A 13,764-nucleotide genomic window follows, 5' to 3' on the forward strand; every position below is an offset into this window, starting at 1 on the left:
GGACCTGGCGATTATCGTCAGGTCCTTTTATTTTGAAGCAGAACAAGTATGTCTGTCACGAAGAAAACCCCGCAGCCTTCATTGGCTCCGGGGCTATGCTGTCCTATTTTTTTACCAGTTCATCCATCAATCGCGCCAATTGCTTCGCCTGCTCACGACGCTCATACGGTTTCACACGCTCTGCAAAATCCGCTCCGCGTTCCTCGCTACTCATTTGCCCTTGCGCTTTCCACTCTTGATACAGCTTCAGGTATGCTTGCTTGATCTCGTCTTTTTGCTCTGGATCGGCTACTTGTCCGAGACGGAAATCTTCAATAATCTCTGTCGCTTCACCTCTTTTGTTCAGAGCAAGAATCGGGTTGCCGATCCCCATGTATTCGTAGAGCTTGCCCGGTATATACGCTCCTGCGTCAGCGGACACATCCCCGATCAGCAAGAGGGCATTCGCGCCTTTCATCAATCCGAGTGCTTCTTTATGCGGCAGGTTTCCCAGTACGCGAACGATGTCACCCAGCCCCAATGCTTCTACACAGTCGCGATTTTCGGAATACCCCGGATAATCGAACACCCCGGCAAAGCTGAGCAAGAGATCATTTCGGTCTACTGCTTTTTCATCGATAAGTTCCCGGATGCCTTGCAGAAGTAGGCGTGGGTTGCGCTTTTGATACAAAATACCTGCGTACACCGCATGAAATTTGTCCGGAGCAGCATGGCTAGGGGCCAATCCTTGAAAATCAGCCTGATCAAACCCATTGTAGATCAGCTCCATCCGCTTGATGCGGTCCTGGTGCTTCTCGCGAAAATTATAAGCGAAGGTCGCAGTAACGGTCGTGATCGCATCCGCTTGGGTCATCACGGCCTCCTCCATTCGCTCTTCCATGCGCTCCCGCCATTCGATGCCAGAGGTGTGCATATTTTGCGTCCACGGATCACGGAAATCCGCTACCCATTTGCAGCCAAACTCACGGGAAAGCTTTTTTGCAATTAAATGGTTCGTTACCGGTCCCGATGTGGAAAAAATCACGTCGATCTTTTCACGGCGCATAATTTCCCGCCCCAGCTTGAGCGCATTCGGCATCCACAGGATTTGGTCGTCTGGAATCAACAAGTAAGGCTTCACTTTTTTCAGCACATTCACGACCTGTTTTTTCACCTTCGCCTTGAACGAAGGCTGTGATGATGTGGACGTTGTATTGGCACTCGCTGATGCGGCTTGTCCCCCTCGATTCGGCAGCAGCTGCCACTCCTTCGCACGGTGAATGGTGACATCACTCGGCAGCTGTGCCAAAAGGGATGGATCGAGCGTCGCATGATATGCAGGATCTACTGTCAGCACATGGACATTCCAGCCAAACTCCCCCAAATATTTGGCCATTTTCAAAGGTCTTGGCACGCCGCCTCCACCAATTGGAGGAAATATGTAGCATATGATCAACACGTTGTGCGTATTCATTTACGTAACCGTCCTTCTCCATTTCAATTTTCCATCATCAACGATACCATAAGTGCTGTCTTATTGCGAATCTAGCAGGCATCTGCTATAGTGAAAATGGCTTTGTTTATAAATGATCGTTCATTTTTCGGCACACCCCCTATTCGGTCGTGCCTCCATGTACATACCTCGGTAGAGGTTGTTTTTTAATTACGATTCGGGTGAATTCAGATGAGCAAATTACGAGTCCTCCACGTGATTGGCGGGGGGGAATTTGGCGGTGCTGAACAACATATTCTCAATTTGGTCACTACTTTTCCAGCCGACGAAGTAGAAGTCGCAGTCGTATGCTTCTATGATTCTCTCTTCGCGAGTAAATTGCGGGAATCAGGCATCCAAGTCATTACGCTGAATCAGTTCGGACGTTTTGACTTACGATTGCTGCTGGCTCTGCGGAATGCCTTTTCCACATTCCAACCAGCGATTATCCATACGCATGGGATTAAAGCCAACTTCTTTTCCCGACTGGCAGCTCGCGGTATGAAGGTGCCTTTGCTGACCACCGTTCACAGCTCACTCCGTTATGATTATACAAGCTCCTTGGCCTATGCCATTGTCAGCATGATGGAAATGAGCACGAGACATTGGAACCGTCATTATATCGCGATCAGTGGTGCGATTGCCGATATTTTGCGGGGGCAGGGTGTTCGCTCGTCTGACATTAGCGTGATTTATAACGGAATGGACATGAAGCCTTATCGGCAAAACCATTTACGAGAGAATGACCGCAATCGACTGCGTGCGGAATGGAACATACCAGAGGACGCCTTTTTGTTCGGGACGGCAGCTCGCTTTGTTCCCGTAAAAGGTCTCCCGATTCTGCTCGATGCCTTTCATGCGCTTGTGACGGACAAGAAAGAGTCCCCTTATCTCGTGTTGATCGGAGATGGCTCTGAACGTGCTGCGCTCGAGGCCAAGGCTAAAGAATTGGGGCTGGAATCGCGTGTTCGCTTTGCTGGATTTCGGCAAGATATTCCTGCGTGCTTGCATGCCTTAGATGGTTTTGTCCACTCTTCTCTGTACGAAGGGCTTGGCTATACAATCATCGAGGCAATGGCTTCGGAGGTTCCTGTCGTAGCAAGCAATGTCGGCGGTGTGAAAGAGTTTGTTTTCGATGGTGAGACGGGGCTGATCGTTGAACCGGGGAATCCAGCTTTGTTGGCGCAAGCAATGGAACGGTTATGGACTTCACCACAGTTGCGTGAAACCATGGTGCAAAACGCTCTGAACAAAGTAGAATCCACTTTTACCATCCAAACCATGACCGAACAAATTGTTGCTCTTTATCGTACGTTACTGAAATGACGAAAAGCACGGTGAAACGCGAACAGCGGGCATCGTGCTTTTTTCATATCATTTGTTTGAAGAATCTGTTTTTATGGTTGCCTACTCATGATCAATCTGGTTACATATGAATTGGAACTATTTTGTATAGCAAGCTGCACCAGACAGAAAGGGTGAAATTGAGATGAAACTATTTCTTTCGGTAGACATGGAAGGTATTTCAGGCATTGTGGATACGAGTTATATTAACCCGGATTCAGGCGTTAACTATCAGCGTGGTCGCCAGTTTATGACGGACGATGCCAATGCAGTCATTGAAGCTGCACTTGAGTCTGGCGTAACTGAAATTGTGGTAGCAGACAGCCACAACACGATGAACAACATTCTCTGGGAAAAGCTCCATCCAAAAGCGAGACTGTTGGCAGGTTCTCCACGCGATTCATCTATGATGGAAGGACTCGATGAGAGCTTTGATGCAGCGATGTTTATCGGCTATCATACCCGCCAAGGGATTCCTGGCGTGCTCAGTCATACGATGTCTGGTGTGGTTCACAATATGTATATCAACGGACAAGTCGTGGGTGAATTCGGCTTTAACGCCGCGATTGCGGGCATGCACAACGTTCCTGTTGTCATGGTGTCTGGTGATAATCTCATCGCCGTCGAAGCACAGGAACTGATCCCAGGCATTCAAACAGCGATCGTGAAGGAAGCTGTATCCCGCACGGCTGCTATCTGTCTCTCGCGTGAAGAAGCGACCGCTGAACTAAAGCGCAAGACGGCCAACGCTTTGCGTAACCGGAACAACATCCAGCCATTCCGTACAGCTGTACCTGTAGAGCTGGCGATGGAATTCTCCCATGCAGGACAAGCCGAGATGGCTGCAATTGTCCCGGGCACTCGCTATGAAACAGCAACAAACACGGTTTATTACAATGCAGCAAATCCGCAAGATATGTACAAAACGATGCGCGCTATGCTGAACCTGGCGTCGGGTGCTGAGTTTTTCTAAAATGGTAATGAGGGAACGGAAGACTGAAAACAGTTCTTCCGTTCTTCTGTTATCTATTTCTGTTTGTTTCCAGTCCTAGCGCCTGTGGAGCCCAACTTAGCGGAGGAATGAATGGCGGGGGTTTTCAGCTTCAACCTCTGCAAATACCTCTTCAAACCTTCTACTTTTGAAGCGCTCCCGCCATTCATTTCGGAGCGGACAGTCCCCTCCATCATCAGGGCGTAGGCCGAAGCGTAGACTGGAAATTCACTTCTTTCCCCCACTGCAGCTACTCCTTAACCAATAAAAAAAGCAGACCCATCACCTGAGTCTGCTTGTCGTTTCAGCTTTTATAGTTTCCGAACGTTCGTCGCTTGAGGACCGCGTTGTCCGTTTTCTACGTCAAACTCAACCTCTTGCCCTTCGTCCAAGGATTTGTACCCTTCGCCCTGAATAGCGGAGAAGTGAACGAATACGTCATCTCCACCATCACGCTCGATAAAACCGAAACCTTTTTCACTGTTGAACCACTTTACTCTTCCACGTTCCATTTTTGCCTCCTAGCATGTAACCCTTACATGACATTTGAAATATTGTCTTACCTCGGTTACTATTGCCATTTACGAGGCTTATTATACGTGACCGAACTTTTTTCTCCTACTTCGCAGCCTCTGTTGCTTCTTTGGCTTTGCTCTGGTCCACAATAAATTGTCCCTTCCAGCTGCCCTTTGTTTTGCCGATCCGGTTCACATCGACATTCAAAGTGAGTGGCTGTGGTAGCTTGAATCTATGCGTGGTGAAGGCAAGAACGCCCTCTGGCTTGTCATGATCGGCTATTCCCACCTCTACTTCCTTACCGGACTCGTCTGTTAAGTAGAAAGGCAAATAATCCTCTTTGCTGGTCCCGATAAAGTTTAGGACACTCGTTGTACCTTCCGAGCCTTTATCCTGGTACACAGGATTGCCATTTGCTTCGCCTACCACATCTAAACCTGTCGTATCGAATTCGAAAGGCACCAGTTCTCCATTTTGTTGTTCAATGCGATAGTGTAGCAGAACTTTGCTTTCTTCCGCATACACTTCCGTAAAATGAATCGTAATCCCCTGATCGGTAATTTTTTGATCGATCGGAATGGACAACCCTTCTGCCGCTGCTCGCTTAACCTCTTCACCCACCAAACTGTTCAAGTCTTTTGGATTGTCTGCAAAATAAGAGGTTCCATTTAAAGCCGCATATACTCCAGTCGGCAGTATAATAGCAGCAATTAATCCCATCATAACTAATTTTTTCTTCATCGATGCAGTCTCCTTTTTTTCGTGATAGCGATGAAAGGACTGCCTGACGCGCTGGTCGAGTTCATCAGGGATCGTGGTTTCGTCAATTTGTTTGGTGAGAGACTGTTTTATGATTTTTTCGATAGACATGTTTGGAGTTCCTCCTCATTCCATTCGACGTCAATCCACTCGCGGATTCGCTTTAATGCCAGATGATTTCTCGATTTTGCTGTCCCCACGGGTATTTCCAGCAGTTCGGCAATCTGATCGTACGTATAATCGTAGTAATACCGATAAATCACGACGATCCGCAGCTTGAACGGCAGCTTTTGGATTGCTTGCTGCATCTCTGTGGCAGACTCCATCGCAAGCATTGGCTCATCCGGCGTTTCGACATGTTGCTCTTCTTCCAAGCTCTGTTTTCGTTCTAACAGACGGAATCTTCTCCAAATCTGTCTACGCCAGTTTTTCACCTGTCTAATGACAATCCCATTTACCCAGAAAAGAAACGGACGCTTGCGATCATATGCAGGCAGTGATCGCCATAGCTGATAGTAGATTTCGCTTACAATATCATGAACATCTTCTTTATTCGTGACCATGGCTGCTACGGTACCGTAAATTTTTGTCCGCGTCATGCTGTAGACCACCTCAAAAGCTTCTTGATCTCCATCAAGCAAACGGTCCAGCCACAGTTCTAACATTTGATCATTCATCGGAGGGCCCCCTGAAATTGTATACACCTTGTATTGGCTCTCTCGTTCAATATGGTTCACTACTTTATAAAAAAAACCTCTCCAAACGCTTTTACGTGCGTTTAGAGAGGTTTTGGCATTCAAATCAGTGGAACTTGTTCAAGAATTAAATGCGCACCACAGTCGCCTTGCAGACAAGGTCACGCGGGATGCGGTTCTTCGTATCGAAGAGGATCGGTGCTTCCGCCATTTTTTCAGCAACATTCGCCCAATCTGCCTCAGCAAATTCCTTTTGCACAGCAGTCAGGAACAACGCATCTGCTCCATTCACTGCTTTGTCCAGACTGTCAACCTTGTGATCATAGATAGTCGGAACAGCCGGATCGTAGGAACGAACGTCTACTCCTTTTGCCATGAGCAGCTTGATCAGGTCGTGGACAGGGCTTACGCGGTCGTCATTGGAAAAGTCTTTCATCGCCATCCCCAATACAGCTACGCGGCTTCCTGCCAATGTCTTGCCATTTTTCTTCAAGGCTTGCTCGAGCATGCCGATCAACACTTCTGGCACCGCATCGTTCGTGTTGCGAGCCAACTGCAAAATCGGCAGGTTCACTTCCAATTCACGTGCCTTAGGCTGCAAGTAGTACAGCGCATTCGGCAAACAGAAGCCGCCTACACCCGGTCCTGGCGATAACAGGTTTACACGTGTGTGTGTATTGGCAACCTTGATCAGCTCGAACGTGTCAATGCCGAATGCCTCGGAGAAACGAGCGAATTCCTGTACCATTGCAATGTTTACATCACGCTGGATGTTTTCGATGACTTTTGCTGTCTCGACTACGCGGATATCCGTGATCGTGATGTCCGTCTCGCTGATGAAGGACAACAACTCTTTTCCTTTTTCAGCACTTTGTTCATTAATGCCACCCAGAACGAGCGGCATGTGGATGAACTCTTCAAAAGCACGCCCCTCTGCAATTCGCTCTGAGCAGTATGTCAGGTAGAAATCGACACCAGCCACAAGACCGCTTGTTTCCTCCAAAATCGGCAGAATCACATCTTCTGTCGTTCCTGGTACGACGGTGCTGCGGATCATGATGGTATCGCCTTTTTTCAGTACGCGACCGAGCGATTGCGCACAGCTTTTCAGCGGTCCGAGATCAGGATCGCCGTTATGGACAGGCAATCCGACTGTTACAATATAGTTATGGACTTCCGCAGCAGCTTCCTCGTAGGAGGTCGTTGCACGGAAACGGTTTGCTTCAATCTGCTCTTTGAGGATCTCTGGCAACGTTTTTCCCTGATAGGACTCCAGGTGATGGGAATGTGCCGCATTGATCTCATCGACGACATGCGGTACGACGTCAATACCGATGACGTTTGCTCCTTTCATGGCATAGGTAAGCGCCAACGGCAAGCCTACAAACCCCAATCCCACAACAGCTACGCTTACAGGTTGAGTCATTGCGTATCTCCTCTTTCACATTCTCTAAGTAAGGTCCGTATGACTTTGGTAGTCATGCGGCCAACTTGCGCATATTTTTAGGACATGTAGTAAACACCTGCAGCGATAAAAAGCACACACAATCCGATGAGGACCTTGTACAACGTTTCCAAGGCTTTTCCTCCCCCATACAATCTTGGCTTGTCCTCTTTATTGTAAAAAGGACTTTGATTGGGCAGAATAGTTTGGTACTCTTTCGCCAAATCAAATTATACTCCCGTTTGAAATATCGTTCAACCCGTCTAACGAGGCAAGGATGCCCCTATGATATACGAAAAACCGATGGACAGGACCATCGCAATAAAACCAATGGCCCTGTTATCTTTTGCAATTTCCTGATCGACATTAAACGTAGGGGTCATGAATTCAAAAATGAAGTAAGCAGACAGCAACAGGAAAAATCCGAATGTCGCCCAAATCAACGCTTCACCCAAAGACAAATGCGCCTGAATGGAATAGCGGAAAATGTTCGCGATCCCAAAAATTTTCCCGCCTGTTGCCATGGCTACTGCCATGTTCCCACGCTTCAATTCTTCCCAAACACGATAACGCGTCACCAGTTCAAAAATGGCTAAGAATAAAACCATCGCCAGTCCAGACACAGTAAAATAAGCTGCAGTTGCAAAATATGGATTGTGCAGAAGGCTTTCCATATGTCCCTCCCGACCTCTTATTTCAATTCGGCAATGGTAGCACCTACGCCGCCTTCTCCTTGACCACCCAAGCGGAAGGATTTTACATTGCGATGATTTCTCAAATACTCGTGTACGCCTTTGCGCAGTACCCCAGTCCCGTGTCCGTGAATAATGGAGACCGAGTGCAAGCCTGCCAACAGCGCATCATCTAAAAACTGATCGATTTCCCGAATGCTGTCCTCGACGTTGTAGCCGCGCAAGTCGAGATCCATTTTGATATTGTCACTGCGACGCTTCACAGAGGTGTACGGAGCCGCTTGCGGTTTTTGCTGGATGGAGTTTTGTACATGCATATCATCGCGCTTCACTTTCATTTTCATGATCCCGATCTGCACGAGGAATTCTTCATTGTTAACCTTTTCCAGCACAGTTCCTTTTTGTCCGAAGCTCGTCACCATTACCTCGTCGCCCACCTTGATCTGTGTGGCACGAACTGCTTTTGCCGGCTTCTTCACCTTTTCCTTCTCCAGCTCAAGGACGGCATTGCCCAAGCGCTTTTTCGCATCGATGAGACGATGCTCCTTGATTTCCATGCCTTCTGCCATCATCTCGCGCAGATCGCGAATGATTGTTTCCGCTTCTTCTTTTGCGAGTTGGACGGCAATTCTCGCTTCGTCCTCTGCCCGCTCCATTCGCTTGTTTTTCTCTTCAGCAAATTGGGCACGTTCTTCTTCCAGCTGTCTACGCAGCTCTTCCGCTTCCTGGCGTGCCGCTTTTGCCGCCAGCCTGTCTGCTTCTGCCGACTTGCGATTGCGTTCCAACGAAGCGATCATGCTCTCGACCTGATTGTCTTCCTCACTGATCGAGCCGCGCGCTACATCAATGATGTGTTCCGGCAATCCCAGACGTCTTGCGATGGCAAACGCATTAGATCGACCAGGCACCCCAATGAGCAAGCGGTAAGTAGGACGCAGCGTCTGTACGTCAAATTCTACGCTGGCGTTGATAACCTCAGGTCTATCGTAGGCATACGCCTTCAATTCGCTGTAGTGAGTCGTTGCAACCAATCTCGCACCAGAATCAATCACATGGTCGATAATGGACATGGCCAGAGCAGCACCCTCTGTCGGGTCTGTTCCTGCGCCCAGCTCGTCAAACAGAACCAAGCTCTTGTCGTCCATTTTCGCCAAGATTTGAATAATATTGGTCATATGGCTTGAGAATGTAGACAGGCTCTGCTCGATGGATTGCTCATCCCCGATATCGGCAAAAACGGAGGAAAATACGGTCATCTCGCTCTCTTCCTCTGCCGGAATATGCAAGCCTGCCATAGTCATCAAGGACAGCAGTCCGATTGTTTTGAGGGAAACGGTTTTCCCCCCTGTATTCGGACCTGTCACAACAATCGCCTGATATTCTCCACCTAGCTCCACATCTACAGGAACGACAACTTCTCGTGGAATGAGCGGATGACGCGCTTTTCGCATGTTTACGTATCCGCGATCATTGATGCGTGGACAGATCGCCTTCATGCTCCAAGCTAGCTGAGCCTTGGCAAACATGAAGTCGAGTTCTGTCAGCGCTTCTGTATTCTCGACCAAAGCCTCTACCGCAAAGGATACCTGCTCCGTCAACACATACAGAATGCGCTCCACTTCACGCTCCTCGCGCAGGCGAAGCTCGCGAAGCTTGTTGTTCATCTCGACGATCACTTCCGGCTCAATAAAGAGCGTCGCCCCAGATGCCGACTGATCGTGAACGATTCCGCCAAATACAGAACGATACTCCTGCTTAACCGGAATAACGAAACGATCACCACGAATCGTAACGATGTTTTCCATCAGCATTTTTTGATAAGTAGACGAGCGTGTCATTTGATCGAGCTTTTCGCGAATGCGTGACTCGAGCTGTCTAATCTCCTGGCGTACCTGTCGCAATTCAAGACTCGCGCTGTCCAAAATATCGCCGTTTTCATCAATACAACGGCGAATTTCGGTTTCCAACTCGCGCAGGCCCTCAATACGCTCTGCCTGCTGTTGCAATAATGGCAGCTCGTGATCCTCACACATGTCGAGCAAAAATGTTTTGAGCCTGCGTCCGGCCATAACGGTGCTGGCAATATCCAGCAATTCCATCGGGGCGAGCATGGCGTTCAATCTGGCACGCTGTACGGGACCGCGGATATCGCGAATGCCACCGAGTGGCACGCTGCCTTTTAGGCGTAACACGGTTGCTGCTTGTTCTGTCCCTTGCTGAGCGGTTATGACTTCATCCAAACGTAAAAAAGGAATCAGCTCTGCCGCTTTTTCTTTTCCATATGTGCAAGATGCCTTGTCAATCAACAGGGCGACTATTTTATCGTATTCTAACGTCTTTAAAACCCGTTGTTCCACTGTGCTCCTCCTTCTTTATCCAGCGGCGACCGTTGTACCGTGCGGGCGGGAGCGACGGTCTATACCGGCAATCATTACGATCTCCCCATTATAGCATGGCAGCGGAGCTTAGAAAACTTGGGCAACGGATAGCAACGGACAGGCACCGCCAGCGAAGGATAATTTTACACGTTTTCGTTTGGGATAGTTCTACTCTTTGCGTGAGAGAATGAAAAGTGAAACAACCCTAAAGGAGGAGTACACTTGACGATTATGCGCCATATCGTCCGCTTTATCGTCGCTGCCGTAGTCCTGATGTTTGTCGGCTTTCTGGTCCCCGGCTTTTCGGTTAGCAGTTTTTGGACAGCACTGCTCGCGGCCGTTGTCATCGCACTGATTGGCTGGGCCGTGGAAGCCATTTTCGGAGATCGAATTTCGCCGTACAATCGTGGTATTATCGGCTTCTTGGTCAGTGCCGTCGTGATTTATCTCACTCAGTTCATCGTCGCTGGCTTCCGCGTAACGATTCTTGGAGCGCTTCTGGCTTCCTTGGTGATCGGGATCATCGACCTGTTTATCCCGATCAAAACACATATGGATTTGCGCAATGGAGATGCCGGAGACAAGCAGGAGACATAGGCAAAATACGACAAAGAGCCATCCCATCAAACGGGGTGGCTCTTCTCATTTTCACACAACGTGAAAAGAGAGGCATTTAAGCCCCTCTTTTCCTTAATCTATCGGTTTAGCCTTTGCCTCTTCCTGAATGATTTTCAGCAGTTCTTCGTACTCCTGACGCAAGCGGAAGTATTCATCCGCGATATTGACTGCAGAAAGTACGGCAATTTTGGCAGTATCCAGTCGATGGTTGCCGTTTGCGATTTCGTTCATCTTGTCATCAACGAAACCGGCCACCATGCGTATGTGATTGACACTTGCCTTGCCACTGAGCCGGTATTGTTGGCCAAAGATGTCCACCGTCAAACGATTTTTCCCATCACCTTGCACGAGAGATACCTCCCTACTGCGACCTTTGCTCTACTTTATCCTTATTTAGGTTACTGAAAATGTCAGATTTCGTCAAGCAATCTTACATGCGCAGTTCAGCACCTGTGTTGTTTTTCAAGGCTTCAATAACAGCAGTGGTCACTTGTTGAATCTCTTCGTCCTGCAAGGTACGCTCTGCGTGACGGAATACAAGGGCAAATGCCATGCTCTTCTTATCTTGGGCAATACGCTCACCCATGTATACATCGAACAGGGTTACGGACTCAAGCAGCTCACCTGCCGCTTCACGAATCGTTGCTTCCAATGCACCAGCAGCTACACTGCGATCGACAACGAGAGCCAAGTCACGCGTTACTGCTGGGGACTTCGGCAACTGATTGTAATGTCCTACCTCGGCAGCTACATCAATCAAAGCAGCTACATCCAATTGGAATACGTACGTTTCGGACAGATCATATGCTTTTTCCGTACCCGGATGAACTTGCCCCAGATAGCCCAGACGTTTTTCCCCTACCCATACTTCTGCGGTACGTCCCGGGTGCATACCTTCGATGTCCTGTGCCGCTTTGTACTCGGCAGCTTGGATGCCCAAACGAGCAAAGAGTGATTCCACAATCCCTTTGGTTTGGAAGAAATCAACAGGCTGCTTGGCGCCCATCCAGTTTTGTGTCAGCAATTGTCCAGTCAATGCACCCGCTACATACAGACGCTCTTCCGGAAGCTGCGTGAGCGTTTCTTCCTTCGTCAAGAACACACGGCCCAATTCAAAAATCGCGACATCGTGGTTTTGACGGTTTTTATTGTAAGCGACTGTTTCCAAGAGGCTAGGAATCAAGCTCGTGCGCAGAACGCTATGGTCTTCACTCATTGGCATCATGAGCGCAACAGGGTTTACTTTTTCCTGATGCAGACCCGCTACTGCCTCGACACGATCTGGATGAACCAGTGCATAGGAAATCGCTTCATTCATACCAGTACCAATCAAATGATGGCGGATAGTACGGCGCAATTGCTGTTCTTTTGTCAACTGTCCTTGCGTGGTCGAACCAGAAGGCAAGCTGGTCGGAATGTTGTCGTAGCCGTACAGACGTGCAACCTCTTCCACCAAATCCTCTGGCAGCGTAATGTCGCCACGTCTCGTTGGAACGGTTACCGTCCATTTGTCATTCGCTACTTCATACGGGAATTGCAGACGATCGAAAATCGGCGATACATCAGAAGCCGACATGTCAGTTCCGAGATGCTGATTGATTTTTGCAAGCGTAACAGAAACAACAGCAGGCGCAGCTTCGCTTACAACAGCAGAGCTGATTCCTTTGGATACCGTTGCCCCAGACAACTGCTGAATCAGCGCAGCGGCGCGCTCTCCCGCTTCCTGTACACGTGCTTGGTCAACGCCTTTTTCCCAACGTACGCAGCCTTCTGTACGCATGCCAAGCATACGAGCAGTGCGGCGTACTGTTTTTGGCGTGAACCATGCTGCTTCGAGGATGATTTCGCTCGTCTCGCCAGTGATTTCGGAGTTAGCTCCGCCCATTACCCCTGCGATCGCCAAGCCTTTGGTCTGGTCGGCAATCAGCAAGGTTTGCTCATCCAGCGTGCGCTCTTGATCGTCCAATGTCACGAGCTTTTCGCCCTCGCTTGCCAGTCGAACGACAATAGAGCGATCGGCTACCTGTGCCGCATCGAAAGCATGCAGCGGCTGACCGTATTCGAGCAGGACGTAGTTGGTTACGTCTACCACGTTGTTGATCGGACGAATTCCCGCTGCCATCAGGCGATTTTTCATCCATTGCGGAGATGTCTCGATTTTGGCGTTGGTGAAGTGACGACCGTGGTATTGATAGCTTTCATTCGTCGCTTCGATCTTGACTTGGATCGGGTTGTCGCCACCATTTTCGGTCAGCTCGATTTGTGGGAATACCACTTCTTTGCCCAAAATAGCGGCTACCTCGTAAGCAACCCCCAGCATGCTCAAGCAATCGGAACGGTTTGGTGTCAGTCCCAGTTCCAGCACGTAGTCATCCAAGCCGAGGTACGAAATGGCATCCATTCCGATTTCCGCATCCGCTGGCAGGACCATAATGCCTTCTTGCTGATCTTTTGCCAGAAGCTTGTCGTTTAAGCCCAATTCTTTTGCCGAGCAGATCATCCCTTGGGATTCTACACCGCGCAGCTTGGAACGCTTGATGTTCAGACCACCTGGGAGCTTCGCACCGATCAGGGCAACGAGAACTTTTTGTCCCTTGTCTACGTTTGCTGCTCCACATACGATTTGCAGGTCTTCTCCTTGTCCAGCATCAACGACGCATACGTTGAGACGGTCTGCATCCGGGTGCTTGCTGCGTTCTTTTACATAACCGATCACAACACCGGATACACCTGCGTTGCGCGATTCAACTGCGTCTACTTCAATCCCGCTGCGAGTCAGCTTTTCAGCCAGCTCCTGGGGCGTCGTTCCACTCAGATCGACGTATTCAGATAACCATTGGTACGATACCTTCATCT

General features: G+C 49.1%; 12 protein-coding genes. 3 read left to right on the forward strand and 9 right to left on the reverse strand.

Annotated features, from left to right (window positions below):
- Positions 1–103: 103 nt before the first annotated feature.
- Entirely contained in the window at positions 104–1,453 is a 1,350-nt protein-coding gene (locus FB479_RS06840) for a glycosyltransferase family 4 protein (RefSeq protein WP_142063572.1), read from the reverse strand.
- A gap of 210 nt (positions 1,454–1,663) precedes the next feature.
- Here FB479_RS06840 and FB479_RS06845 point away from each other — a divergent pair, with 210 nt between their 5' ends.
- Positions 1,664–2,797, forward strand: coding sequence for a glycosyltransferase (locus tag FB479_RS06845; RefSeq protein WP_142063574.1), 1,134 nt, complete (start codon positions 1,664–1,666; stop codon positions 2,795–2,797).
- A 163-nt stretch (positions 2,798–2,960) separates the two neighbouring features.
- Positions 2,961–3,788, forward strand: coding sequence for a M55 family metallopeptidase (locus FB479_RS06850; protein ID WP_142063577.1), 828 nt, complete (start codon positions 2,961–2,963; stop codon positions 3,786–3,788).
- Positions 3,789–4,117: 329 nt separating this feature from the next.
- On the opposite strand, the gene FB479_RS06855 is transcribed toward FB479_RS06850, so the two are convergent.
- The 6 genes from FB479_RS06855 to FB479_RS06880 form a co-directional block, all read right to left on the reverse strand.
- Positions 4,118–4,318 (reverse strand): cold-shock protein, encoded by a 201-nt coding sequence (locus FB479_RS06855; RefSeq protein ID WP_012685372.1) that lies wholly within the window; start codon positions 4,316–4,318, stop codon positions 4,118–4,120.
- A gap of 106 nt (positions 4,319–4,424) precedes the next feature.
- Positions 4,425–5,192, reverse strand: a complete 768-nt coding sequence (locus FB479_RS06860) for a DUF4179 domain-containing protein (protein WP_142063580.1) — start codon at positions 5,190–5,192, stop codon at positions 4,425–4,427.
- Positions 5,171–5,758: a sigma-70 family RNA polymerase sigma factor gene (locus tag FB479_RS06865; RefSeq protein WP_106657546.1), complete on the reverse strand. Its 588-nt coding sequence runs from the start codon at positions 5,756–5,758 to the stop codon at positions 5,171–5,173. Before FB479_RS06865 ends, FB479_RS06860 begins: the two co-directional genes overlap by 22 nt.
- Positions 5,759–5,903: 145 nt before the next feature.
- Positions 5,904–7,202, reverse strand: a complete 1,299-nt coding sequence (locus tag FB479_RS06870) for a nucleotide sugar dehydrogenase (RefSeq protein ID WP_142063583.1) — start codon at positions 7,200–7,202, stop codon at positions 5,904–5,906.
- A 281-nt stretch (positions 7,203–7,483) separates the two neighbouring features.
- On the reverse strand, positions 7,484–7,894 hold the full coding sequence (locus tag FB479_RS06875) for a DUF350 domain-containing protein (RefSeq protein WP_007728502.1): 411 nt from the start codon (positions 7,892–7,894) through the stop codon (positions 7,484–7,486).
- Between the two features lie 17 nt (positions 7,895–7,911).
- Positions 7,912–10,269, reverse strand: coding sequence for an endonuclease MutS2 (locus tag FB479_RS06880; protein WP_142063588.1), 2,358 nt, complete (start codon positions 10,267–10,269; stop codon positions 7,912–7,914).
- A 243-nt stretch (positions 10,270–10,512) separates the two neighbouring features.
- Here FB479_RS06880 and FB479_RS06885 point away from each other — a divergent pair, with 243 nt between their 5' ends.
- The gene (locus tag FB479_RS06885) at positions 10,513–10,887 is read left to right on the forward strand and encodes a phage holin family protein (RefSeq protein WP_106657543.1); all 375 of its coding nucleotides are present in this window, start codon (positions 10,513–10,515) and stop codon (positions 10,885–10,887) included.
- Positions 10,888–10,980: 93 nt separating this feature from the next.
- Here the strand turns inward: FB479_RS06885 and zapA are convergent, their stop codons facing one another.
- Together zapA and pheT are read right to left on the reverse strand one after the other, a co-directional pair.
- Positions 10,981–11,256: a cell division protein ZapA gene (gene zapA, locus FB479_RS06890; RefSeq protein ID WP_007728510.1), complete on the reverse strand. Its 276-nt coding sequence runs from the start codon at positions 11,254–11,256 to the stop codon at positions 10,981–10,983.
- An 82-nt stretch (positions 11,257–11,338) separates the two neighbouring features.
- A complete protein-coding gene (gene pheT / locus FB479_RS06895) occupies positions 11,339–13,762 on the reverse strand; it encodes a phenylalanine--tRNA ligase subunit beta (RefSeq protein WP_142063591.1) in 2,424 nt (807 codons plus the stop codon).
- Positions 13,763–13,764: the final 2 nt, after the last annotated feature.

Origin of the sequence: Brevibacillus sp. AG162 (assembly GCF_006715575.1) — a bacterium.
Classification (GTDB): Bacteria; Bacillota; Bacilli; order Brevibacillales; family Brevibacillaceae; genus Brevibacillus; species Brevibacillus brevis.

Coding starts and splice junctions, on each gene's coding strand:
- FB479_RS06840 (WP_142063572.1), bottom strand. CDS start 1,453: ATGAATACGCACAACGTGTTGATCATATGCTACATATTTCCTCCAATT.
- FB479_RS06865 (WP_106657546.1), bottom strand. CDS start 5,758: ATGAATGATCAAATGTTAGAACTGTGGCTGGACCGTTTGCTTGATGGA.
- FB479_RS06875 (WP_007728502.1), bottom strand. CDS start 7,894: ATGGAAAGCCTTCTGCACAATCCATATTTTGCAACTGCAGCTTATTTT.
- FB479_RS06850 (WP_142063577.1), top strand. CDS start 2,961: ATGAAACTATTTCTTTCGGTAGACATGGAAGGTATTTCAGGCATTGTG.
- FB479_RS06845 (WP_142063574.1), top strand. CDS start 1,664: ATGAGCAAATTACGAGTCCTCCACGTGATTGGCGGGGGGGAATTTGGC.
- pheT (WP_142063591.1), bottom strand. CDS start 13,762: ATGAAGGTATCGTACCAATGGTTATCTGAATACGTCGATCTGAGTGGA.
- FB479_RS06860 (WP_142063580.1), bottom strand. CDS start 5,192: ATGTCTATCGAAAAAATCATAAAACAGTCTCTCACCAAACAAATTGAC.
- FB479_RS06855 (WP_012685372.1), bottom strand. CDS start 4,318: ATGGAACGTGGAAGAGTAAAGTGGTTCAACAGTGAAAAAGGTTTCGGT.
- FB479_RS06870 (WP_142063583.1), bottom strand. CDS start 7,202: ATGACTCAACCTGTAAGCGTAGCTGTTGTGGGATTGGGGTTTGTAGGC.